General features: G+C 72.9%; 23 protein-coding genes. 18 read left to right on the top strand and 5 right to left on the bottom strand.

What is annotated here, in order from left to right:
* Nucleotides 1-7: 7 nt before the first annotated feature.
* Complete coding sequence (locus F7P10_RS07055) at nucleotides 8-763, bottom strand: 3-hydroxybutyrate dehydrogenase (protein ID WP_151008610.1); 756 nt, start codon at nucleotides 761-763, stop codon at nucleotides 8-10.
* Between the two features lie 101 nt (nucleotides 764-864).
* Here F7P10_RS07055 and F7P10_RS07050 point away from each other — a divergent pair, with 101 nt between their 5' ends.
* From F7P10_RS07050 to F7P10_RS07040, 3 genes are all read left to right on the top strand, one after another.
* Nucleotides 865-1,806, top strand: a complete 942-nt coding sequence (locus F7P10_RS07050; RefSeq protein ID WP_151008609.1) for an alpha/beta fold hydrolase — start codon at nucleotides 865-867, stop codon at nucleotides 1,804-1,806.
* A 209-nt stretch (nucleotides 1,807-2,015) separates the two neighbouring features.
* Nucleotides 2,016-2,729 carry a YafY family protein gene (locus tag F7P10_RS07045; RefSeq protein ID WP_151008608.1) on the top strand — a complete coding sequence of 238 codons (714 nt, stop codon included), beginning with the start codon at nucleotides 2,016-2,018 and terminating at the stop codon, nucleotides 2,727-2,729.
* Between the two features lie 71 nt (nucleotides 2,730-2,800).
* The gene (locus F7P10_RS07040; protein ID WP_218040401.1) at nucleotides 2,801-3,202 is read left to right on the top strand and encodes a VOC family protein; all 402 of its coding nucleotides are present in this window, start codon (nucleotides 2,801-2,803) and stop codon (nucleotides 3,200-3,202) included.
* 62 nt (nucleotides 3,203-3,264) lie between these two features.
* Here F7P10_RS07040 and aceE read toward each other — a convergent pair whose 3' ends face one another.
* Nucleotides 3,265-6,054, bottom strand: a complete 2,790-nt coding sequence (aceE, locus tag F7P10_RS07035) for a pyruvate dehydrogenase (acetyl-transferring), homodimeric type (protein ID WP_151008607.1) — start codon at nucleotides 6,052-6,054, stop codon at nucleotides 3,265-3,267.
* Nucleotides 6,055-6,342: 288 nt separating this feature from the next.
* Here aceE and F7P10_RS07030 point away from each other — a divergent pair, with 288 nt between their 5' ends.
* The 6 genes from F7P10_RS07030 to F7P10_RS07005 all read left to right on the top strand — a co-directional run bounded on the left by F7P10_RS07030 (nucleotide 6,343) and on the right by F7P10_RS07005 (nucleotide 10,286).
* On the top strand, nucleotides 6,343-6,543 hold the full coding sequence (locus F7P10_RS07030) for a DUF1918 domain-containing protein (protein WP_151008606.1): 201 nt from the start codon (nucleotides 6,343-6,345) through the stop codon (nucleotides 6,541-6,543).
* 76 nt (nucleotides 6,544-6,619) lie between these two features.
* Nucleotides 6,620-7,027: a YjbQ family protein gene (locus tag F7P10_RS07025; protein WP_151008605.1), complete on the top strand. Its 408-nt coding sequence runs from the start codon at nucleotides 6,620-6,622 to the stop codon at nucleotides 7,025-7,027.
* A 243-nt stretch (nucleotides 7,028-7,270) separates the two neighbouring features.
* Complete coding sequence (locus tag F7P10_RS07020) at nucleotides 7,271-7,699, top strand: DUF3052 domain-containing protein (RefSeq protein ID WP_151008604.1); 429 nt, start codon at nucleotides 7,271-7,273, stop codon at nucleotides 7,697-7,699.
* 606 nt (nucleotides 7,700-8,305) lie between these two features.
* Nucleotides 8,306-8,764 carry a peroxiredoxin gene (locus tag F7P10_RS07015; protein WP_151008603.1) on the top strand — a complete coding sequence of 153 codons (459 nt, stop codon included), beginning with the start codon at nucleotides 8,306-8,308 and terminating at the stop codon, nucleotides 8,762-8,764.
* A 60-nt stretch (nucleotides 8,765-8,824) separates the two neighbouring features.
* The gene (locus F7P10_RS07010; protein ID WP_151008602.1) at nucleotides 8,825-9,163 is read left to right on the top strand and encodes a hypothetical protein; all 339 of its coding nucleotides are present in this window, start codon (nucleotides 8,825-8,827) and stop codon (nucleotides 9,161-9,163) included.
* A gap of 61 nt (nucleotides 9,164-9,224) precedes the next feature.
* The gene (locus F7P10_RS07005) at nucleotides 9,225-10,286 is read left to right on the top strand and encodes a potassium channel family protein (protein WP_176611335.1); all 1,062 of its coding nucleotides are present in this window, start codon (nucleotides 9,225-9,227) and stop codon (nucleotides 10,284-10,286) included.
* 225 nt (nucleotides 10,287-10,511) lie between these two features.
* On the opposite strand, the gene F7P10_RS07000 is transcribed toward F7P10_RS07005, so the two are convergent.
* Nucleotides 10,512-11,480, bottom strand: coding sequence for a phosphoribulokinase (locus F7P10_RS07000; RefSeq protein WP_254716462.1), 969 nt, complete (start codon nucleotides 11,478-11,480; stop codon nucleotides 10,512-10,514).
* A gap of 147 nt (nucleotides 11,481-11,627) precedes the next feature.
* Here F7P10_RS07000 and F7P10_RS06995 point away from each other — a divergent pair, with 147 nt between their 5' ends.
* The gene (locus F7P10_RS06995) at nucleotides 11,628-12,284 is read left to right on the top strand and encodes a response regulator transcription factor (RefSeq protein ID WP_151008600.1); all 657 of its coding nucleotides are present in this window, start codon (nucleotides 11,628-11,630) and stop codon (nucleotides 12,282-12,284) included.
* Nucleotides 12,281-13,426, top strand: a complete 1,146-nt coding sequence (locus F7P10_RS06990) for a sensor histidine kinase (protein ID WP_151008599.1) — start codon at nucleotides 12,281-12,283, stop codon at nucleotides 13,424-13,426. The genes F7P10_RS06995 and F7P10_RS06990 overlap by 4 nt, the downstream gene beginning before the upstream one ends.
* A gap of 7 nt (nucleotides 13,427-13,433) precedes the next feature.
* On the opposite strand, the gene F7P10_RS06985 is transcribed toward F7P10_RS06990, so the two are convergent.
* Nucleotides 13,434-14,612, bottom strand: a complete 1,179-nt coding sequence (locus tag F7P10_RS06985) for a trans-acting enoyl reductase family protein (RefSeq protein ID WP_151008598.1) — start codon at nucleotides 14,610-14,612, stop codon at nucleotides 13,434-13,436.
* Between the two features lie 173 nt (nucleotides 14,613-14,785).
* Here F7P10_RS06985 and F7P10_RS06980 point away from each other — a divergent pair, with 173 nt between their 5' ends.
* Complete coding sequence (locus F7P10_RS06980; protein WP_218040400.1) at nucleotides 14,786-14,959, top strand: hypothetical protein; 174 nt, start codon at nucleotides 14,786-14,788, stop codon at nucleotides 14,957-14,959.
* Here F7P10_RS06980 and F7P10_RS06975 read toward each other — a convergent pair.
* The gene (locus F7P10_RS06975) at nucleotides 14,916-15,833 is read right to left on the bottom strand and encodes a LysR substrate-binding domain-containing protein (RefSeq protein ID WP_151008596.1); all 918 of its coding nucleotides are present in this window, start codon (nucleotides 15,831-15,833) and stop codon (nucleotides 14,916-14,918) included. The genes F7P10_RS06980 and F7P10_RS06975 overlap by 44 nt on opposite strands.
* A 197-nt stretch (nucleotides 15,834-16,030) precedes the next feature.
* Here F7P10_RS06975 and F7P10_RS06970 point away from each other — a divergent pair, with 197 nt between their 5' ends.
* The 6 genes from F7P10_RS06970 (at nucleotide 16,031) to F7P10_RS06945 (ending at nucleotide 21,059) form a co-directional block, all read left to right on the top strand.
* Nucleotides 16,031-17,464, top strand: a complete 1,434-nt coding sequence (locus tag F7P10_RS06970; RefSeq protein ID WP_151008595.1) for a form I ribulose bisphosphate carboxylase large subunit — start codon at nucleotides 16,031-16,033, stop codon at nucleotides 17,462-17,464.
* Nucleotides 17,464-17,892, top strand: a complete 429-nt coding sequence (locus F7P10_RS06965; RefSeq protein WP_151008594.1) for a ribulose bisphosphate carboxylase small subunit — start codon at nucleotides 17,464-17,466, stop codon at nucleotides 17,890-17,892. The genes F7P10_RS06970 and F7P10_RS06965 overlap by 1 nt, the downstream gene beginning before the upstream one ends.
* On the top strand, nucleotides 17,889-18,887 hold the full coding sequence (cbbX, locus tag F7P10_RS06960) for a CbbX protein (RefSeq protein ID WP_254716461.1): 999 nt from the start codon (nucleotides 17,889-17,891) through the stop codon (nucleotides 18,885-18,887). Before F7P10_RS06965 ends, cbbX begins: the two co-directional genes overlap by 4 nt.
* A gap of 120 nt (nucleotides 18,888-19,007) precedes the next feature.
* Nucleotides 19,008-19,916: a PAC2 family protein gene (locus F7P10_RS06955; RefSeq protein WP_151008593.1), complete on the top strand. Its 909-nt coding sequence runs from the start codon at nucleotides 19,008-19,010 to the stop codon at nucleotides 19,914-19,916.
* Nucleotides 19,917-19,977: 61 nt separating this feature from the next.
* Entirely contained in the window at nucleotides 19,978-20,412 is a 435-nt protein-coding gene (locus F7P10_RS06950; protein ID WP_254716460.1) for a CBS domain-containing protein, read from the top strand.
* A complete protein-coding gene (locus F7P10_RS06945; RefSeq protein WP_254716459.1) occupies nucleotides 20,409-21,059 on the top strand; it encodes a dienelactone hydrolase family protein in 651 nt (216 codons plus the stop codon). Before F7P10_RS06950 ends, F7P10_RS06945 begins: the two co-directional genes overlap by 4 nt.
* The last annotated feature ends 1 nt before the right edge of the window (nucleotide 21,060 follow it).

The raw sequence follows: 21,060 nt of genomic DNA, 5'->3' as shown, positions 1-21,060 counted from the left end.
GACATTGTCAATGGGCCGTCCATCCGCCGTCGAGGGTCAGCGACGCGCCCGTCACCATCCCCGCCGCCGGCGAGCACAGGTAGGCGACCATCTCCGCCACCTCGTCCGGTTCGGCGAGCCGCTTCACCGCGGCCCTATGCAGCATGACCCGCTCCACGACGTCGTCCTCCGACATCCCGTGCGCGCGCGCCTGATCGGCGATCTGCCCCTCCACGAGCGGGGTCCGCACATAAGACGGGTTGACGCAGTTGGACGTGACGCCGTGCTCGGCGCCCTCCAGCGCGATCACCTTCGACAGCCCCTCCAGCCCGTGCTTGGCCGTCACGTACGCGGCCTTGTACGGCGACGCGCGCAGCCCGTGCACCGACGACACGTTCACGATCCGTCCCCACCCGCGCTCGTACATCCCCGGCAGCGCGTCCCGCACCAGCCGGAACGGCGCCTCCACCATCAGCCGCAGGATCCGGGAGAACACCTCGGGCGGGAATTCGTGGAGCGGCGCCACATGCTGCACGCCCGCATTGTTGACCAGGACGTCGAAACCCGCCCCCACCCCGGCCACATCCGGCCCCGCGAGGTCCACCGCCAGCGCGGCCCCGCCGAACTCCGCGACGGCCCGCTCCGCCGCCGTCCCGTCCAGGTCCGCCACGGTCACCCGCGCCCCCGCCGCCGCCAGCCGCCGGGCGCACGCCAGCCCGATCCCGCTCGCCCCGCCGGTGACCAGGGCCCGCCGCCCCGTCAGGTCCGGTGTCACGCTCGTCATGGGCCGAACCTACGCACACCGCCACGCGCGACCCATGTGGCCCGGGCACACAATCCCCGGCCGGGTGATGTGGGTGCTCGGCGGCGGTCTACGTTGGTGCCATGACCGAGATCGCGCACCGTTTCGTCGAGGGGAACAGTGGCCTCCGGATGCACGTCGCCGAGGCCGGCGAGGGCCCGCTCGTCCTGCTCCTGCACGGCTTCCCGGAGTGCTGGTACTCCTGGCGCCACCAGCTCGCGGCCCTCGCCGGCGCGGGCTTCCACGCCGTCGCCCCCGACCAGCGCGGCTATGCCCGGACGGGCGGTCCCGCCGACCCCGACCAGTACACGATCCTGCACACGGCCGGTGACGCCGTCGGCCTCATCGACGCGCTCGGCGCCGACCGCGCGGTCGTCGTCGGCCACGACTGGGGCGCGCCCGTCGCGTGGGCCGTCGCCCAGATGCGTCCCGACAAGGTGCGCGGCGTCGTCGGCATGTCCGTGCCCCACCGGCCCCGCAGCTCCCGCCCGCCCGTCGAGGCGATGCGCCGGCGCTTCGGCGACGGCTTCTACATGGTGCGCTTCCAGCAGCCGGACGTTCCCGAGGCCGAACTCGACCGCGACCGCGCCGCCACCTTCCGCCGGCTGTTCGGCGGGCTCTCCGACGCCTCCGGCGCCGCCCTGGTCGCGCCCGAGGGCGGCGGCTTCCTCGACAACTCTCCCGAACCCGGCGAGCTCCCCGGCTGGCTGACCGAAGAGGACATCGCCGCTTACGTCGCCGAGTACGCCGACAGCGGCTTCACCGGCCCCATCAACTGGTACCGCAACCTCGACCGCAACTGGAACCTCACCGCCGCCTGGCACCGCGCCCCCGTCACCCCGCCCGCCCTGTTCGTCTACGGCGACCAGGACCCGGTCTCCGCCCCCGACGCCGTCGCCCGCCTCCGCGACTTCGTCCCCGACCTGCGCGGCACCGTCCCCCTGGCCGGCTGCGGCCACTGGCTCCAGCAGGAACGCCCCGCCGAAGTGAACGAAGCCCTCCTGACCTTCCTCCGCGACCTCTGATCCCACCCCACACCCCAGGGACCGGTCGACGGAGCGGCATCCCACCGCGCGGCGCGCGTCCGGTGCGGAGACGGGCTGAGGGTGCGATGGCTCCGTGGTGCGGTCGAAGCCGGTGCGGGGACGGGGTGCGGGGCGTCCCTCCCCGCGCGGCCGGAGGCCGTGCGTCCTTCCCCTGGGGATTGTCGGAGGCGGGGCGTACGGTCGCGGGCGTGAACCGGACCGATCGCCTGTACGCCCTCGTCGAGGAACTCCGCGCCCGCGCGCCCCGCCGGGTCAGCGCGCGCGAGCTGGCCGCGCGCTACGAGGTCAGCTCCCGGACGATCGAACGCGACATCGGCGCGCTCCAGCAGGCGGGCGTCCCGATCTACGCGGACGTCGGCCGGAGCGGCGGCTACACGCTCGACCCCGAGCGCACGCTGCCGCCGCTCAACTTCACCCCGGCCGAGGCCGTCGCCGTCGCGATCACGCTCGCGCGGGCCGGCGGCTCCCCGTACTCCCGGTCCGCCCGCACCGCCCTGCACAAGATCGTCACCGCGATGTCGGCGGCCGACAGCGCGTCCGCCCGCGACCTCGCCGACCGTGTCCGGTTCCTGACACCGCACGACGCCGATGCGCCGCCGTCCGTCCCGTCCGTGCTGGAGGAGGCCGTCTCCGCGCGCCGCGTCGTCCGGCTCGGCTACGTGAAGGGGACGGGCGAGGAGAGCGAGCGCGACGTCGAGCCGGTCGCGTTCACGTGCGCGTCCCTGCGGTGGTACCTCATCGGCTGGTGCCGGCTGCGCGGCGACACCCGCATCTTCCGCATCGACCGGATCCGGCGTGCCGCGCTCCTCGACGAGACGGCGCCGGAACGCTGCTTCGAGGAGGCCATGGTCGAGAAGGGCGAGCCGCTCGGCTACGTCACGCGGCGGCTCGAATTCGTTTGAGAAACACCGACAGGGGGATGTCGCCGGTCCGTCCGAAGGTGGGTCCCGCCACCGAGATGGAGGAGACCCAGATGACGATTCCCGCTTTCAACACCGTTGCGTGGTTCCAGGTCGGCACCGACGCGCCGGAGGAGGCCCGCCGCTTCTACGGCGACATGTTCGGCTGGCGGTTCGAGGCCGACGACACCTCCACCGTGCCCGGCACCGAGGGGTACGACCTGATCCGCTACGCCGGGGCCGACGCGCCGAGCGGCGGCCTCGCGCACGAGCGGGAGGCGGCCGGCGGGCACGCGATGTTCCTGGTGCTGGTCGAGGACGTCGACGAGGTGTGCTCCCGGACCGTGAAGTGCGGCGGCAAGGTGGCCGCCTCGACCATGGCGACGGCCAACGGTCTCAGGTTCGCCTACCTGGAGGACCCGGCCGGGAACCGCTTCGGCGTCTTCACGCCACCGGCCCCGCCCAGCGGGAACTGAGCACGGGCGGGCGGCGCACCGGTTCGGCCTACACCTCCGAACCCGCGCACCGCCCGCTCCCGTCAGCTCTCCCCGCCGGTGTTGCTCTCGGCGCTGCCGACGCCGCCGGCGAAGACTTCGCCGACCGTCGCGTTCAGCCGGTACCGCTCGATGGCCTGCGGGAGGGCCTCCGGCTTGACCTCGCCGTGCCGGACGAGCCGGGTGAGGACGGCCAGGACGATCGACGCCGAGTCCACGTGGAAGAACCGGCGGGCGGCGGCCCGGGTGTCGGAGAAACCGAACCCGTCGGTGCCGAGCGAGGTGAAGTCGCCGTCCACCCACGGGGCGATCTGGTCGGGGACGGCGCGGGCGAAGTCCGACACCGCGACGATCGGTCCGGCGACGTTGTCGAGGGCGCGGGTGACGTACGGGACGCGCTGCTCGCCCTCGGGGTCGAGCAGGTTGCGCTCGTCGCACTCGCGGGCCTCGCGGGCCAGCTCGTTCCACGAGGTCGCCGACCAGACGTCCGCGGCGACGCCCCAGTCCTCGGCGAGGAGCCGCTGCGCCTCGAGGGCCCACCGGCCGCCGACGCCGGACGCGAGGATCTGCGCGCGCGGCGCCTGCCCGCCGGCCGAGGCGACGTCCGGTGCGGCCTTGTACCGGTACAGGCCCTTGAGCAGGCCGTCGACGTCCACCCCGTCGGGTTCGGCGGGCTGCTGGTAGGGCTCGTTGTAGACGGTGAGGTAGTAGAAGACGTCCTCGCCGTCCGGGTGCTGCTCGGACGTCCCGTACATGCGGCGCAGCGCGTCCTGCGTGATGTACGCCAGCTCGAACGACCAGGTGGGGTCGTAGTGGACGCACGCGGGGTTCGTCGCCGCGATGAGCGGGGAGTGGCCGTCGGCGTGCTGCAGGCCCTCGCCGGTGAGGGTGGTGCGGCCCGCGGTGGCGCCGAGCAGGAACCCGCGGCCCATCTGGTCGCCGAGCGCCCACATCTGGTCGCCGGTCCGCTGGAACCCGAACATCGAGTAGAAGATGTAGACGGGGATCATGTGCTCGCCGTGCGTGGCGTAGGACGTGCCCGCGGCGATCGTCGACGCCATCGAACCGGCCTCGCTGATGCCCTCGTGCAGCATCTGGCCGCTCTCGGACTCCTTGTAGGACAGCAGCAGCTTGCGGTCCACCGCGTCGTAGGTCTGCCCGTGCGGCGAGTAGATCTTGGACGTGGGGAACAGCGAGTCCATGCCGAACGTGCGGTACTCGTCCGGGGCGATCGGGACGAACCGGGCGCCGATGTTCTCGTCCTTGATGAGGTCCTTGAGCAGCCGGACGAACGCCATCGTCGTCGCCACGTTCTGCTTGCCGGACCCCTTCTTCAGCTCCGCGTAGACCGGGTCGCCGGGCAGCTTCAGCGGCTTGGCCCGCACGACCCGCTTCGGCAGGAACCCGCCGAGCGCGGCCCGGCGCTCGCGCATGTACTGGATCTCGTCGGAGTCCTCGCCCGGGTGGTAGTAGGGCGGCAGCGGCTGCTCGAGCGCGGAGTCCGGGATGTCCAGGTAGAGGCGGTCGCGGAACTCCTTCAGCTCGGCCTTGGTGAGCTTCTTCATCTGGTGCGTGGCGTTGCGGGCCTCGAAGTCGGAGCCGAGCGTCCAGCCCTTGACCGTGTGCGCGAGGATCACCGTCGGCTGCCCGACGTGCTCGCGGGCCGACTTGAACGCCGCGTACACCTTCCGGTAGTCGTGCCCGCCGCGCGACAGCTTGCGCAGGTCGTCGTCCGACAGGTGCTGGACGATCTTGCGCAGCCGGGGGTCGTCGCCGAAGAACTTCTCCCGGATGTACGAGCCGGCCTCGACGCTGAACGTCTGGAACTGGCCGTCGGGCGTGGTGTTCATCTTGTTGACGAGCGCGCCGTCGACGTCCTGGGCGATCAGCGGGTCCCAGTCGCGGCCCCAGATGACCTTGATGACGTTCCAGCCCGCGCCGCGGAAGTACGACTCGAGCTCCTGGATGATCTTGCCGTTGCCGCGCACCGGGCCGTCGAGCTGCTGCAGGTTGCAGTTGACGACGAAGGTGAGGTTGTCCAGCTCCTCGCGGGCGGCGAGGCCGATCGCGCCGAGCGACTCGGGCTCGCCCATCTCGCCGTCGCCGAGGAACGCCCACACGTGCGAGCGGGACGTGTCCTTGATCCTGCGGTTGTACAGGTAGCGGTTGAAGCGGGCCTGGTACACCGCGTCGATCGCGGTGAGGCCCATGGACACCGTGGGGAACTCCCAGAAGTCCGGCATCAGCCGGGGGTGCGGGTACGACGACAGCCCGCCGCCGGGGTGCGACTGCTCCTGCCGGAAGCCGTCCAGCTTCTCCTCCGGCAGCCGTCCCTCCAGGTAGGCGCGGGCGTAGATGCCGGGGGAGGCGTGCCCCTGGATGAACACCTGGTCGCCGGACTCGCCGTGGTCCTTGCCGCGGAAGAAGTGGTTGAACCCGACCTCGTACAGCGACGCGGCCGACGCGTACGTGGCGATGTGCCCGCCGACCCCGATCTCGGGACGGTTCGCGCGCGACACCATGATCGCGGCGTTCCACCGGATGTAGGCGCGGATGCGGCGCTCGACGTGCTCGTCGCCGGGGAACCACGGCTCCAGCTCCGGCGGGATCGTGTTGAGGAAGTCGGTGCTGCGCAGACCGGGTACGCCGACCTGCAGTTCGCGGGCACGTTCCAGGAGCCGCAGCATCACGTAGCGGGCCCGGCCACGGCCCTCGGTCTTGATGACCGTGTCCAGCGATTCCAGCCACTCCCGGGTTTCGTCCGGGTTGATGTCGGGCAGCTGGCTCGGCAGGCCGTCGCTGATGATCGAGTAGCGTTGACGTCCGGAAGCCACGGGGTCCCCTCTGTGCTTACCGTCGGTGCTGGTGAGACCCCGGCCGGAGGCCGCCGGTCTCCGCACGACTGTTCGTCGCCTGCATTCGCGTCCATCGTCGCCGTTCACGACGGTTAACGCATCTCTACCGTCCGGTAACCATCTTCCCCGCTCAGCCGGGGCGCGGACCGGTCGACGCTCCGATATTTTGCGCGTCCTCGTGAGATTGCCCGCCCGGGGCGGGGAACGAACGTATGAGGCCGGGAAAAGGCGATCGCGGGCGCGCCGGGGCGCGCCCTTGGGGGAGAGATGAACGGAAGCATCGGAGACCGACTCCACATCCACGGCAACGTCGTGGGCCAGACCGACCGGACGGGCGAGATCATCGAGGTCCGGGGGCCCGACGGCGGCCCGCCGTACGTCGTCCGGTTCGACGACGGCCACGAGGCCATGGTCTACCCGGGCCCCGACGCCGTGATCGAGTCGCGCATGCACACGGCGTCCCGCTGAGAGGAACGTCGAGGGAACATCGATGACGGCGCGGGGCGGAAGGGGTCCCGCGCCGCCGATGGGGTACACACCGATCATGGAGAGCACCGTGATCCGGGTGTCCACCGGATCGAAGGAGGCCGTGCACGACCTCACGGCGGAATGCGAGCGGTTCGCCGCCGACCACGGCGGCGACGGGTTGCTGCACCTGTTCGTGCCGCACGCCACGGCGGGCATCGCGATCATCGAGCTCGGCGCGGGCAGCGACGACGACCTGCTCGCCGCCCTCGGCGACCTGCTGCCCGCCGACGACCGCTGGCGGCACGCCCACGGATCGCGCGGGCACGGCAGGTCGCACGTCATGCCCGCGGTCGTGCCGCCCCACGCGAGCGTCCCCGTCACCGGCGGCCGCCTCGCGCTCGGCACGTGGCAGTCGATCGCCCTCGTGGACCTCAACGTCGACAACCCCGACCGCCAGGTCCGGTTGTCCTTCCTCAGAGGTTGACGGTTGTATCAAGACACGGGCTCGAAGTCACCCTCGGTGGCCGCATCATGACGGCCGAATCCGGCATCGGGCCAATGAGGGCGCCAAATGCCGGGAAGACACTTGCGCTAGGGGCCCACACTTGTGTGGACTGTCCCGCAAACACCGCACAGGTGCGGACGGGCCGCCCGTCCCGGGGGCCGTACAGGAGAAAAGCACAGGTGCACGGAGCACAGTGCGGACGGACGACATGGGAGGACTTTCGTGAGCGCGACCGCGGGTCAGGCGCAGTCTGAGCGCAGCCTGGCCGAACGGCTCGGCCTGAAGGCGGGCCAGGTGGTGCAGGAGATCGGCTACGACGACGACGTGGACGAGGAGCTCCGCGATTCCGTCGAGGCCGTCACGGGGAACGAGCTGGTCGACGAGGACTACGACGACGTGGTCGACGTCGTGCTGCTGTGGTGGCGCGAGGAAGACGGCGACCTGTTCGAAGGCCTGACCGACGCGATGGTCCCGCTCACCAGCGGCGGCGACATCTGGCTGCTGACGCCCAAGGCGGGACGCGACGGGCACGTGGAGCCCAGCGACATCGGCGAGGCGGCCGACACGGCCGGCCTCTCCCAGTCGCGCAGCCTCAGCGCGGGCAAGGAATGGTCGGGGACACGCCTCGCCGCGCCCAAGGTCAAGAAGTAGCCGCGCGGGGACGGGCGAGCCCTCGCCCGTCCCCGGAACCGGCCCACCCGCGCCTGCCCATGCCCGCCCCAGGTGCGCACCGAGCCGCCCGACCGGCTCGCGGCGTGCGGCGGGGCGAGGGGGCGGCCGCGCGCATCGTGGCCGCTCGCCGTCCAGGGACCGGCGAGCGCGGGTCGCACTTGCCGCTCGGGACGCCTCGGGGCACGGCCGTTGCGGCACGCATCGGGCCGTCCGCACGTTGACCGGGTGGCAGGGCGCCGGGCTCGCTCCGGCTGCCGGGGGCGTGTCCGCGTGCGGGGGTGTTCACCGAGTGAGGTCGACCACGGACCGGGCGGCCGGTCGGGACGGTTTGTCCGGCTTGCCTTACCGTAGAGTCGTCCGTGACTCGTCAAGGGCCCTTGGACACGACCTCAACCCCACCCCAGCCACGCGCGGGCCTGGGCCACTGCGATCGCGTCCGAAGGCAGTTCCGAGCTTGCGAGGAACTGATCGCGCAGCGAGCCCCTCGGGCGAGTCGGAGCGATGCAGCGATCGCACGCGTTGCCCGCCGAAGGAAGGCCCCCTGGGGCCTGACGCCAAGGGCGACACAATAAACAGGGAGAGGCTTTGGCGGTTGAGGTAGGCGACGGCGCACCGGACTTCGAGCTGAAGGACCAGCACGGGACGCCGGTGAAGCTGTCGGACTTCCGGGGTCGGAAGAACGTCGTGCTGGTGTTCTATCCGCTGGCGTTCAGCGGTGTGTGCACGGGCGAGCTGTGCCAGATCAGGGACGAGCTGCCCACGCTGGGCGGGGACGACGTGCAGGTCCTGGCGGTGTCGGTGGACTCGATGTTCGCCCTGCGCGCCTGGGCCGAGCAGGAGAAGTACCAGTTCCCGCTGCTCGCGGACTTCTGGCCGCACGGCGGGGTCGCACAGCGCTACGGGGTGTTCGACGAGGACAAGGGGCTCGCCACGCGCGGGACCTTCATCATCGACACCGAGGGCGTGGTCCGGTGGAAGGTCGAGAACGCCATCCCGGACGCGCGTGACATCGACGAGTACCGCAAGGCGCTCGCCGATCTCTGAGCGAACGGGCCGGTTCCGGACATCTGGCCGGAACCGGCCCCCGCACCTTATGGAGGTGTGATGCCCTGCTTTCGCTGCGGGGCGCGGCAGACCGATCCCGTGCGGGGCGCGAGCCCGTGGCGGCGCGGGGTCCGGGCGGATCACCAGGTGCTGGTCTGTCCCGGCTGCCAGGCCGTCCACGGCTGGGCGGACGGTCTCGACCGCTGCACCGCCTGCGCATCGGCCGCGCTCGTGTGCCGGCTCGGCGAGGTGGAGTGCCGCGACTGCGGCCACACGCGCGAGGCCGTCCGGGACGATCTCGTCCGTGCGGCCGCGCCGGGCGGGACCGGGGATCGGGACCTGTCGGCGGAGGTCGCGGCGGCGCTGAGCCGGGTGCTCAGCCGGGGGCCGGCGGGCTGACCTGCGCGTTCCTCGTCCGGACGGCTTGACCGCCGGACGCGCGCGATGCCAGGCTGCGCGGGTGCCGATCCTGCTGTTCCAGTTGCTCAACCGGGTCACCGCCCGTTCGTGGCGGGTGCCCGCACTGGTGCTGGCGGCCGCGTTCGTCCTCGGCTGGGTGCTGATCGCGGTGTTCGAGGCGCCCGGCGCGGAGATCAAGGAACCGCTCGGGTACGTCTGGTACTTCATCGTGACCGGCACGACGGTCGGGTACGGGGACATGTCGCCGGAGACGGCCGGCGGGCGGATCGGCGGTGTGCTGATCATCGGCTCGGGCGTGACGGCGGGTCTCGTGCTGTTCGCCGAGCTGACGCTCTGGATGTCGAAGGGCAGGACGATGAAGGCCAACGGGCATGCGCAGCTGCATCATCGCGGGCACGTCGTGGTCGTCGGCTACGAGCGGGGCGGGCTCCGCTCGGTCATCGGGCAGCTGCGGGCCGACCCGGAGTTCGCGCGGACGCCCGTGGTCGCGGTCTTCTGGCCGGAGCAGATGCCGGGGGAGAATCCCGACCCGGACCTGTACGACGTGGTGGAGTTCGACGCCACCGCGTTCGACCGCGCGTGCCTGGCGGACGCGCGGACCGTCCTGGTGATGGCGCGGGGCGATGACGAGACCGTCCGGGTGATGCTGCAGGTCGCCGCGTACCTGCGGCGGCACGGGGACCCGGCGGTGCACCTGCTGGCGGGGCTGCGCGACGGCGGCAGCCGCGCGGAGATGGCCGAGGCGCTGGTGCTGATCGGGCAGGACGTGGAGCCGGTCGACATCGACGATCCGGCGGTGGCGGCCGTCGCGATCCGCAATCCGGGCGTGTCGGCGATCTACCACAATCTGGCGAGCACGCTCGACACGGATGGAACGCTCTACCGGGTGGACGTGCCGGAGGGCGCGGGCGAGTGGCCCCGGCTGGACGTCGCGATCTTCCTGCTGCGGCGGGGGAGCACGCTGCTGGCGGTGGGGGAGTCGCACCGGCCGAACGCCCGGTTCCGGTTGACGGCGGAGCGGGGCGAGACGGTCCGCGGCGGGCAGTCGCTCGCGCTGGTCGCCCCGGAACGTCCCGACATCCCCTGGCACGAACTGGGCTGACGTGCCCGCTCCGGCGCGCCCGCTCTGACGCGACGCGCACGCCCTGACGCGCCCGGCCCGACGAACCGGCCTGACGAACCGGCCTGGTGTGCCGGCCCCCGACGTGGAAGAAGGCCGGGAGGGCGCCCGTGCGCCCGCTGGGCGCCCTCCCGGCCGCCGCGCCGCGCGGCCCGGGGTACAGGTCCGAAACCCCGGGGCCTCCCCGCGCGTCCGCGGAGCCCGAACTCATGCGGCCTGGCGATGATCCGCGTCGAGCAGGTGGTAAAGCAAGAGAAGCTGGGTGATGGCGAGCGGATCGCTGGTGCCGGCGTCGCCGAGCCGGCCGAGGGCGCCGGCGTCGACGAGGCCGTCGCCCGCGCGGGCGCCGAGCCGGCTCCAGATGGCTTTCTTGACGACCCGCGACTCCTCGGGCGAGACGTAGCCGTGGACGTGCAGGGCGTCCACCGGACGGCCGTCGGTGTCGCGGTGCAGCCGCAGGTGCATGGCCGTCCCGGCGCCGGGTTCGGCGTCCAGGACGCCCGAGAGCTCGGGATGGTCGATCGTCGGACGCAGCAGGAGTTCGGCCGACAGCGGCGTGCCGGGCGGGTCGCCGCGGCCGGCGACCGGGGCGAACCGGACGACGATGTCGGCGTGCTTGCGCTGCGGCCGGATGTAGGCGGCGCTCTCCGGCTCGCGCCGGGCCAGTTCCGCGCGGACCTGCTCGGGGAGGTAGCCGCGCTTCTCGCAGTCGCGCGCGATCTTCCACGAGTGCCGCAGCGGTTCGGGCGGGTCGAGGTAGACGGTGATGTCGAAGCAGGCGCGCGAGAGGCGGGTGTGCAGGGGCAGCAGCCCTTCGACGATCACGAAGTCGCGGGGTTCGACCAGCTCCGGCCGGACGAGGCGGCCGGTGGCGTGGTCGTACACGGGTTTGAGGATCGGTTCGCCCATCGACAGGAGTTGGAGGTGCTGCTCCATGATGTCAACGTGGTTGCAGTCGGGGTGCAGGGCCGTGAACGGTTTCCCCGCCCGTTCCTCGCGGTCGTAGCGGTGGTAGTCGTCCACGCAGACCGCCGTCATCCGGTCGGCCCCCAGACACCGTACAAGCCCCCGCGTGAGCGTGGTCTTGCCCGCCGCGCTGTCCCCGGCGATGGCGAGCATGACGGGCCGGCGGCCCGACCCGCGCGCCCGGAGCATGTGCACGATCCGATGGGGCACCTCACTCCTCCGTCCTGCGGAATTCGGTTTTCGCTACGAAGAGTATGCTGGACCTCCCGGCGGCGCTTCCCCCAATCAGGGGAGAGCACGGGTGAGAGCCGGAACGCGGGCTACTGGCGAGTAGCTTCCGGTTGTTATCGTGCCGGGATGAGCGCCCCCGTACGCGTCGTCCTGGTCGACGACCACGAGATGATCCTGGCCGGGCTGCAGGCGATGCTGGCCGGGTTCTCCGGCCGCGTGCGCGTCGTCGGGCAGGCGGGGACGGGCGCGGAGGCCGCCCGGCTGGTCACCGCGCTGCGACCGGACGTGGTGCTCCTGGACGTCCGGCTCGGCCCGGAGAGCGGCCTCGACCTGTGCCGGCAGCTCACCGGCCGGGTCCCCGAGGCCCGCGTGGTGTTCCTGTCGGTGTACGACGACGAGCAGTACGTTTTCGAGGCGCTGCGCGCCGGGGCCGGGGGCTACCTGCTGAAACGGGTGGACGGTCCGGAGCTGGTGCGGCGGCTGGAGGAGGTCGCGCGGGGCGAGACGGTCGTCGACCCGACGCTCGCGGGGCGGATGGCGGTCACCGCCGCCCGGCTGACCCGCGGCGAGTTCTGGCCGGGCGCGAACCGGGGCCTCACCCAGCGCGAGAGCGAGGTGCTGTCCCTGCTGGTCGGCGGGCTGTCGAACAAGGCGATCGCGGCCCGGCTCGTGCTGAGCGAGGAGACGGTCAAGAGCCACCTGCGCGCCCTGTACCGCAAGCTGGAGGTGACCGACCGGTCGGCCGCGATCGCGGTCGCGCTGCGCGAGGGCCTGTTCCGGTGACCGTCCCCGCCGTCCTGGCCGGGCGCGGTTCCGACCTGCTCGTCCGCATCATCGGCGTCGCCTGCTCCGACCGCGAGCTCCCGCAACTGGCGGAGGAGCTCGCCGGTCTCGTCGTCCGCTCGGCGCGCGCGCTGACGTTCTGCGACGTCCACGTCCTGGACGACGACGGCCGCTTCCTGGAATCGCGGGGCCGGTCCGTCCCGCTGGGCGAGGGCGACGCCGGACGGGCCGCGGCCCACGGACGGGCGCGCGCGCACGAGGACGGCAGGGGCGCGGCCGTCCCGATGCTCAGCGGCGGCGCGGCCATCGCGGTGCTGGACGTCCGGTCCGCGGGCCCGTGCCCGCCGGAGGACGTCGCGCTGGTCACGGCGCTCGCCGACCTGTTCGCGCCCGTGCTGTGCTCGTGCCGCCGGCTGCGCGCCGCCCGCGAGCGCGAGCACGCCGCCGAGCGGTTCGCCGAACGCGCCGTCCAGGCGCAGGAGGCGGAGCGGTCGAGGCTCAGCCGGGAGATCCACGACGGCCTCGCGCAGCGGCTCGCCGGGCTCGGCTTCCACCTGTCGGCGGCGGAGCGGGCGGTGCCCGAGCACCAGCCCGAGGGCCTCGCGCAGATCATGATCGCGCGGTCGCTGTGCGAGCTGGCGGCGGCCGAGACCCGCGCGGCGATCGGCGGCCTGCGCCCGCCCGTCCTGGACGACCTGGGCCTGTCGGCGGCGCTCGCGACCCTCGCCCGCGAGGCCGGGGACGGCCCGGGCCCGTCCGGCCGCCCGCTCGACGTCACCGTCACGGTCGAGGGCGAGCTGGAGGACGCGCTGCCCGACCACGTGCAGACCGCGCTGTACCGGATCGCGCAGGAGGCCGTCGGCAACTGCCTCCGGCACGCGTCCGCGTCGTGCGTCGACCTGCTGCTGGAGCACTTCGGGGACCGGGTGCGGCTCACGGTCGCCGACGACGGCGCCGGCTTCGCGATCCGGGACGTCCTCGGGCAGGGCGGGCGCGGGCGGCGCCCGGACTCCTACGGGCTGCGCGGGATGAGCGAGCGCGCCGAGCTGTTCGGCGGGCGCGTCACGGTGACGAGCCGGCCCGGCGCCGGGACGACGGTCGAGGCGGTCGTCCCGATCCCCGGCCGGGCCGGGCCTCGCTAGCGGCTGCTCAGCGGGAGGTCAGCACCCGGAACTTCATGCCCGCCCGGCTCAGCCGCTCCAGCAGCGCGTCGCCCATCGCGGTCGCCGTGGTGACCTGCCCGGACGTCTTCGGCAGGTCGTCGTGCGCGAGGCACAGCGCCGACTCGCCCAGCATCTTCGCCGTCTCGCCGTAGCCCGGATCGCCGCCCGCCACCTCGGTGACGACGCGCCGCCCGCCGCCCTCGCCGGCGAACTTCACGCTGAACCAGTTGCGGGCGCGGGTCTCGGCCGAGGGCCCCGCACCGGACGGCTTGAGCTTCGCCAGCAGCGTCCGCGCGGGCGGGACCTGCGCGAGCACGGTGACCGCCCCGGCCCCGGCCGCCATCGCGGCGGCGGTCGGCAGCCGCTTCACGGCGATGTAGTGCCCGTAGGAGAAGTCGGGGCCGTACCGGTCGAGCGCCGCGGCGGAGCGGGCGATGATCTGCGGGTCGATCGTCGGCATCGGCAGCGTCCAGCCGTCCCCGACGCGGTTCTTCGGCGCCGGGCGCCGCGACACCCGCACCGTCCGGCCGTCCGGGCGGCCCTCGAGCGCGCGGCGCTCCCGCTCGGCCCGCACCATCCCGGGCAGGTCGCCGAAGATCCCGAGCGCCGAGTGGAGCGTGCCGCCGGACGCGTCCGCGCGCGCCCGCACGAAGCCCTCGACGTGCAGGGGGACGCCCTCGGGAAGCTGCTTCACCGTGAAGTACACGCCCAAGTCGTGCGGGATCGAGTCGAATCCGCACGCGTGGACGATCCGGGCGCCCGTGCGCGCGGCCTCCGCGTGGTACTTCACGTACATCCGGTCGACGAACGTGGGCTCGCCCGTGAGATCGACGTAGTCGGTGCCGGCGCGCGCGCACGCCGCGACGAGCGGCTCGCCGTACTTCACGTACGGGCCCACGGCCGTGACGACGACGCGGGCCGAACGGGCCAGCTCGTCGATCGACGCCTGATCGGAGGTGTCGGCCCGCAGCAGCGGCAGCTCGGCGCACGCCGGGTCGATCCCGGCGAGCCGGTCGCGCACCTTCTCGAGCTTGGCCGTGCTCCGTCCGGCGAGGGCCCAGCGCGTCCCCGGATCGGCGTGCCCGGCCAGGTACTCGGCGGTCAGCCCGCCCGTGAACCCGGTGGCCCCGAACAGGACGATGTCGTACGGGCGGTCGGCGGTCATGGGGTGCCCCTTTCGGTGCCCTTTCGCGGTCCCGAACCCCATTCTGTCCTCCCGGCGGCACTGCACGCGCGCGAAGCGCGGTGTGTGAGCGGCCACACCGGGGGCCCGATGTGGCAACGTTTCTCGTACGGTCTCTCGTACGGCAGGTGAACGGCAGAGGAAGGGGACACGTGATGGGCCTCGCCGCGGCGATGGACGTCGCCGCCCTGATCTCGCTCGGCTGGTGCGTGACCGCGATGCGCCGGAACCGGGACGAACCCGACGGCGACGCCGGGAAGTCCGCGGCGCTCGCGCTGATCGGCGTCAGCCTGATCCTGCTGTCGATCCCGCTGTGGGCCCTGCCGTAGCCGCACCGGACGCGGCCGTCCAGCCCGGCGCGTCCAGCAGGTGCCGGACGAACAGCAGCGTCGTCGCCGTCGGGACCGCGCCGCCGACCGCGTGCCACGGCCGGTCCAGCGGCAGGTCCGGGGCGGGCACGACGACGAGGCGGCCCGCGTCCAGCTCCGCCCCGACCGCGTCCCGCGACACCAGCGCCGCGCCCAGCCCGGCCGCGGCGCCCGCGATCACCGCGCCGTTCGAGCCCAGCACCAGCCGGGGCGGGGCCGCGTCCCGCTCGGCCAGGTAGGCGTCGGCGGCGGCCCGCGTCCCCGACCCCGGTTCCCGCATCACCCACGGCGTCCGGTCGAGCGCGAAGCCCGCGGCGACGTCCGGCGCGGCGACGGCCACGAGCTCGTTCGGGCGCCGCGCCAGGACGGTCGCGGCGACGTCGGCGGGCGGGCGCCCGGCCAGCACCAGATCGGCCTCGTGCGCGGCGAGGCTGCTCCACACCTGGCGGCGCGGCCCCACCTCCAGCGCCAGCTCCACCTCCGGCCACCGCGCCCGGAACGACGCCAGCAGCGCGGGCAGGATCTGGTCGGCGGCCGTGGTCACCGCCGCGAGCCGCAGCGGCCCGCGCCCCGGGGCGGCCGCCCCGCGCGCCGCCGCCCGGCCCTCCTCCAGCAGCCCGAGCACCTGCCGCGCGTAGCCCGCGTAGACCGTCCCGGCGGGCGTCGGCCGGACCCCGCGCCCCACCCGCCGGACGAGCGGGACGCCGAGGTCCCGCGCCAGCGCGGCGACCGCGGCCGACACCGCCGACTCCGTCACGTACAGCCGCCGTGCCGCCGCCCGCACCGAACCGGTGTCGGCGAGCGCCACGAACGTCCGCAGCCGCGCCTCCGTCACCCCGGCCTCCTCATTCAACCGAACACTTGAGGGTCACCGTAGAACACTTGATGGACATCGCAACTGTCGGCCCGGCACGCTCGGACTCGTTCACGGTCACTCGACCGGGGGCGCGGCGCCCCGTCCATCCCCTGGGCATGCCGTCCTTCCGCGGGCGGAGCGCCGCGCCCCGTTCCCCAGCGCGAAGGAGAGCGGCGATGAGCTCGGGCAGATGGTCGGCGGGCGTGATCCCCTACGCGGAGATGGGCTACTGGCGTCCGGACTACGAGCCGAAGGACAGCGACGTGCTGGCCGCGTTCCGGATCACCCCGCAGCCGGGCGTCCCGCCGGAGGAGGCGGGCGCGGCCGTCGCGGGCGAGTCGTCCACCGCCACCTGGACGGTCGTGTGGACCGACCGGCTCACGGCGTACGAGAACTACCAGGCCAAGTGCTACCGCGTGGACCCGGTGCCGGGCTCGGACGACCAGTTCATCGCCCACATCGCCTACGACCTCGACCTGTTCGAGGAGGGCTCGATCGCGAACCTGACGTCGTCCATCATCGGGAACGTCTTCGGGTTCAAGGCGCTCAAGGCGCTCCGCCTCGAGGACATGCGGATCCCGACCCACTACGTGAAGACGTTCCAGGGCCCGGCCCACGGGATCGTCATGGAGCGCGAGTACCTGGGCAAGTTCGGCCGTCCCCTCCTGGGCGCCACCGTGAAACCCAAGCTCGGGCTCTCGGCCCGCAACTACGGCCGTGTCGTTTACGAAGCGCTCCGCGGCGGCCTGGACTTCACCAAGGACGACGAGAACATCAACTCGCAGCCCTTCATGCGATGGCGCGACCGGTTCCTTTACTGCATGGAGGGCGTGAACCGGGCGCAGGCCTCGACCGGCGAGGTCAAAGGCCACTACCTCAACGTCACCGCCGCGACCATGGAGGACATGTACGAGCGCGCCGAGTTCGCCAAGGAACTCGGCAGCGTCATCGTCATGATCGACCTGACCATCGGCTACACGGCGATCCAGTCGATGGCCAAGTGGGCGCGCAGGAACGGCGTCATTCTGCACCTGCACCGCGCCGGGCACTCCACCTACACGCGGCAAAAGACCCACGGCGTGAACTTCCGCGTGATCGCCAAGTGGATGCGGCTCGCGGGCGTCGACCACATCCACGCCGGGACCGTCGTCGGCAAGCTGGAGGGCGACCCGAACAGCGTCCGCGGCTACTACGACACCCTCCGCCTCGACAAGATCGCCGCCGATCCCGTCAAGGGCCTGTACTTCGACCAGGAATGGGCGTCGCTGCCGGGGACGATGCCCGTCGCGTCCGGCGGCATCCACGCGGGGCAGATGCACCAGCTCCTGCACTACCTCGGCGAGGACTCGATCCTGCAGTTCGGCGGCGGCACGATCGGCCACCCGATGGGCATCGCCGCGGGCGCCACCGCCAACCGCGTCGCGCTCGAGGCGATGATCAAGGCGCGCAACGAGGGCCGCGACTACCTCGCCGAGGGCCCCGACGTCCTGCGCGCCGCCGCCAAGCACAGCCGCGAACTGGACGTCGCCCTGTCCACCTGGGGCGACATCACCTTCACCTACGCGTCCACCGACACCCCCGACGTCGTCGAAACCCCGGTGAGCATCTGATGCGGATCACTCAAGGCACCTTCTCCTACCTGCCCGACCTCACCGACGAGGAGATCACCCTCCAGGTCGGGTACGCCCTCGGCCAGGGCTGGCCCTGCTCGGTCGAGTTCACCGACGACCCGCACCCCCGCAACGCGTACTGGGACATGTGGGGCCTGCCGATGTTCGACCTCGCCGACCCCGCCGGCGTCCTCTACGAGATCAACGAATGCCGCAGGGCGTACCCGTCCCACTACGTCCGGCTGAACGCCTACGACGCCCGCTACGGACGGCAGACGACCGCGCTCTCGTTCCTCGTGCAGCGCCCGCCCGCCGAGCCCGGCTTCCGCCTGGACCGGCAGGAGACGTCCGACCGGCGGATCCGCTACACGCTGCACCCGTACGCGGCCGACCGTCCCGAAGGCGAGCGGTACGGAGCCGGGCGTTGACCGGACGGCCCGACTTCGGCATGCACCGCACCGGAGCGAACGGGACGAACGGGACGACCGGCGCGACCGGTCCGGCCGATCGGACCGGCTCCCCGGCGGACTCCCCGCCCGCCGCCGGGGAGCCCCTCCCCCCGGACGCCCGCGTCGATCTCGCGAAGGAACGCGCCGACTCCCGGATGGACGACGTCCTGGCGGCCCTCGACACCGAACTCGTGGGCCTCGCACCCGTGAAGACCCGCATCCGCGAGATCGCCGCACTGCTGCTCGTCGACCGCGTCCGCGCCCGCTTCGGCATCGACTCCGGCCGCCCGAACCTGCACATGTGCTTCACCGGGAGCCCCGGCACCGGCAAGACGTCCGTCGCCGTGCGGCTCGCCGAACTCCTGCACCGCCTCGGCTACGTCCGGACCGGCCACCTCGTCTCCGTCACCCGCGACGATCTCGTCGGCCAGTACGTCGGGCACACCGCGCCCAAGACCAAGGAGGTCCTCAAGCGGGCGATGGGCGGCGTCCTGTTCATCGACGAGGCCTACTACCTGTACAGGGCCGAGAACGAGCGCGACTACGGCCAGGAGGCCATCGAGATCCTGCTGCAGGTCATGGAGAACCAGCGCGACGATCTCGTCGTCGTCCTCGCCGGCTACAAGGACCGCATGGACTCCTTCTTCGCCTCCAACCCCGGCATGAGCTCCCGCATCGCCCACCACATCGACTTCCCCGACTACGAACCGGGCGAGCTGGAGGCCATCGGCCGCCTGCTGATGCGGCGCGAGGGCTACGGCCTCGCCCCCGAGGCCGAACCGGTCTTCCGCGAGTACCTCGACCGGCGCCGCGCCCGCCCCCGGTTCGCGAACGCCCGGTCCGTCCGCAACGCGATCGAACGCGCCCGCCTCCGGCACGCGAGCCGCCTCCTCGACCGTCCGGGCGAGGTCGACCGCGCCGACCTCACCACCCTCCGCCCGGAGGACTTTCTCGCCAGCCGCGTCTTCCGCTGATCCTGCCGCTCCGGGGCGGGAGCGCGGCCGCGGGAGGTGAGAGCGGTCACCTCGCGCCGGGGAGATGACCTCCGCATGTCCTAGTGTTGAGAACATCGACATGATGATGTGGGGGAGAAGTTGCTGAACCCTGAGGATCTGTACGAGCTGGACACCGACTTGCCGGAGCTGTCCGGGCCGGTTCTGCTGCACAGCCTCGACGGCTTCGTGGACGCCGGATCCACCGGGCAGCTCGTGCGCGAGCACATCCTGGACGCCCTGGAGCACCGGGTCATCGCCCGCTTCGACGTCGACTCGCTGATCGACTACCGGGCCCGGCGGCCGCCGATGACGTTCGACCGCGACCACTGGGCGTCCTACGAGGCCCCCGAACTGGTCGTGCGGCTCGTCCACGACGCGGCCGGCACCCCGTTCCTGCTGCTCAGCGGTCCCGAGCCCGACCGGCTCTGGGAGGGGTTCACCGCGTCGGTCCTGCACCTGGTCGAACGGCTCGGGGTGGGGCTCGTGGTCGGGTTCCACGGGATCCCGATGGGGGTGCCGCACACGCGTCCGGTCGGGATCACCTCGCACGCCACGCGGCCCGAGCTGATCGACCGCGGGACGTGGTTCGACAAGGTGCAGGTGCCCGGGAGCGCCGCCGGGCTGCTGGAGCTGCGGCTCGGCGAGGCCGGGCACGACGCGGTCGGGCTGGCCGTGCACGTCCCGCACTACCTGTCGCAGTCCGCCTACCCGGCCGCCGCCGTGGCCGCGCTGGAGGCGGTCGTCGCCGCGACCGGGCTGGAGCTGCCGGTCGACGCCGTGCGCCAGGCGGCCGCCGCCACCGACGCCGAGATCGCCGAGCAGGTCGAGGGCAACGACGAGGTGGAGAAGGTCGTCCGGGCGCTCGAGCAGCAGTACGACGCGTTCGCCGGCGCCGCCGAGCGCGACAACCTGCTCGCCGAGTCGCAGGACATGCCGACCGCCGACGAGCTCGGCGCGCAGTTCGAGCGGTTCCTCGCGGAACAGGACGGGCCCGACGCGTCCCCGTGACGCCCGCCTCGCATGCCCGCCGGGGCCCTGGGTAGGCGAGCCCTTGAGAGGAGGGCACGACATGACCCAGCACGCCATGGCACAGAAGGTGAACGAGGTGATGACGCCCGTGCCGGTGACCGTGCCGCCGGACACGCCGCTGGCACGGGTCGGCGAGCTCATGCGCGAGCACGGCATCGGCGACGTCCTCGTCGTGGACGAGGGACGGCTCCGGGGCCTGGTGACCGACCGCGACATCGTCGTCCGCGGCGTCGCCATGCGCCGCGACATGGCGTCCACCGCCGTCGCCGACGTCTGCAGCACGAACGTGATCACGGTCCCGGCCGGGGAGGACGCCGACACGGCCGTCCGGCTGATGAGCGAGCACGCCGTCCGGCGGGTGCCCGTCGTGGACGGCGACCGGCCCATCGGCATGGTGTCCATCGGCGATCTCGCCATCCAGCGCGACGACCACTCGGTCCTCGCCGACATCAGCGCCGAACCGCCGAACAGGTGAGCACCGTCCGGATCGGCGTCGCCGACGCCGCCCTCGACGCGGACCTCGACATCCCGGACGAACCGACCGGCATGGTGCTGCTCGCCCACGCGGGCGACGGCCCCCGGCGGCCCGCCGTGGCCCGCGGGCTGAACGCCGCCGGCATCGGCACCCTCCGGCTCGATCTGCTCACCGGGCACGAGGACGAGTTCGACGGCGTCACCGCCGCGCTGCACTCCGACATCGAACTGCTGACGCTCCGGCTGATCGGCGCGGTCGACCGGCTCACCGAGGGCCTGGTGTCCGCCCCGCACACCGCCGGGCTCCCCCTCGGGCTGTTCGGCGCGGGCACCGGCGCCGCCGCCGCGCTGGCCACCGCGGCGGCCCGCCCGCGCGTCGCGGCGGTCGTGTCGCACGGCGGCCGCCCCGACCTCGCGGGCCCGTCGCTGCCGCGCGTCCGGGTGCCCGTCCTGCTGATCGTGGGCGGCGCCGACACGCCCGTCCTCGACCTGACCGAGCGGGCCGTCCGGGACCTGGACGTCGCGGAGGTCCACGTCGTGGACGGCGCCGCGCACGGCTTCGAGGAGGCCGGGGCGCTCGAGGAGGTCACCACCCAGGCCGCCGACTGGTTCAACCGGCACCTGGCCCGCGCCGCGGCCCGCCGGTGAC

Source organism: Actinomadura sp. WMMB 499 (assembly GCF_008824145.1).
Taxonomy (GTDB): Bacteria; Actinomycetota; Actinomycetes; order Streptosporangiales; family Streptosporangiaceae; genus Spirillospora.
The sequence above is the reverse complement of the archived record's forward strand: the minus strand, read 5'-3'. Positions and strand labels throughout refer to the sequence as shown.

Bases quoted from the DNA above. Each gene is read 5' to 3' on its own strand.
- F7P10_RS06950 (WP_254716460.1), top strand. From the start codon at position 19,978: ATGACCCAGCACGCCATGGCACAGAAGGTGAACGAGGTGATGACGCCC.
- F7P10_RS06995 (WP_151008600.1), top strand. From the start codon at position 11,628: ATGAGCGCCCCCGTACGCGTCGTCCTGGTCGACGACCACGAGATGATC.
- F7P10_RS07025 (WP_151008605.1), top strand. From the start codon at position 6,620: ATGGAGAGCACCGTGATCCGGGTGTCCACCGGATCGAAGGAGGCCGTG.
- F7P10_RS07040 (WP_218040401.1), top strand. From the start codon at position 2,801: ATGACGATTCCCGCTTTCAACACCGTTGCGTGGTTCCAGGTCGGCACC.
- F7P10_RS06970 (WP_151008595.1), top strand. From the start codon at position 16,031: ATGAGCTCGGGCAGATGGTCGGCGGGCGTGATCCCCTACGCGGAGATG.
- F7P10_RS06980 (WP_218040400.1), top strand. From the start codon at position 14,786: ATGGGCCTCGCCGCGGCGATGGACGTCGCCGCCCTGATCTCGCTCGGC.
- F7P10_RS06985 (WP_151008598.1), bottom strand. From the start codon at position 14,612: ATGACCGCCGACCGCCCGTACGACATCGTCCTGTTCGGGGCCACCGGG.
- F7P10_RS06965 (WP_151008594.1), top strand. From the start codon at position 17,464: ATGCGGATCACTCAAGGCACCTTCTCCTACCTGCCCGACCTCACCGAC.
- F7P10_RS07010 (WP_151008602.1), top strand. From the start codon at position 8,825: ATGCCCTGCTTTCGCTGCGGGGCGCGGCAGACCGATCCCGTGCGGGGC.
- F7P10_RS07050 (WP_151008609.1), top strand. From the start codon at position 865: ATGACCGAGATCGCGCACCGTTTCGTCGAGGGGAACAGTGGCCTCCGG.
- F7P10_RS07055 (WP_151008610.1), bottom strand. From the start codon at position 763: ATGACGAGCGTGACACCGGACCTGACGGGGCGGCGGGCCCTGGTCACC.
- F7P10_RS07030 (WP_151008606.1), top strand. From the start codon at position 6,343: ATGAACGGAAGCATCGGAGACCGACTCCACATCCACGGCAACGTCGTG.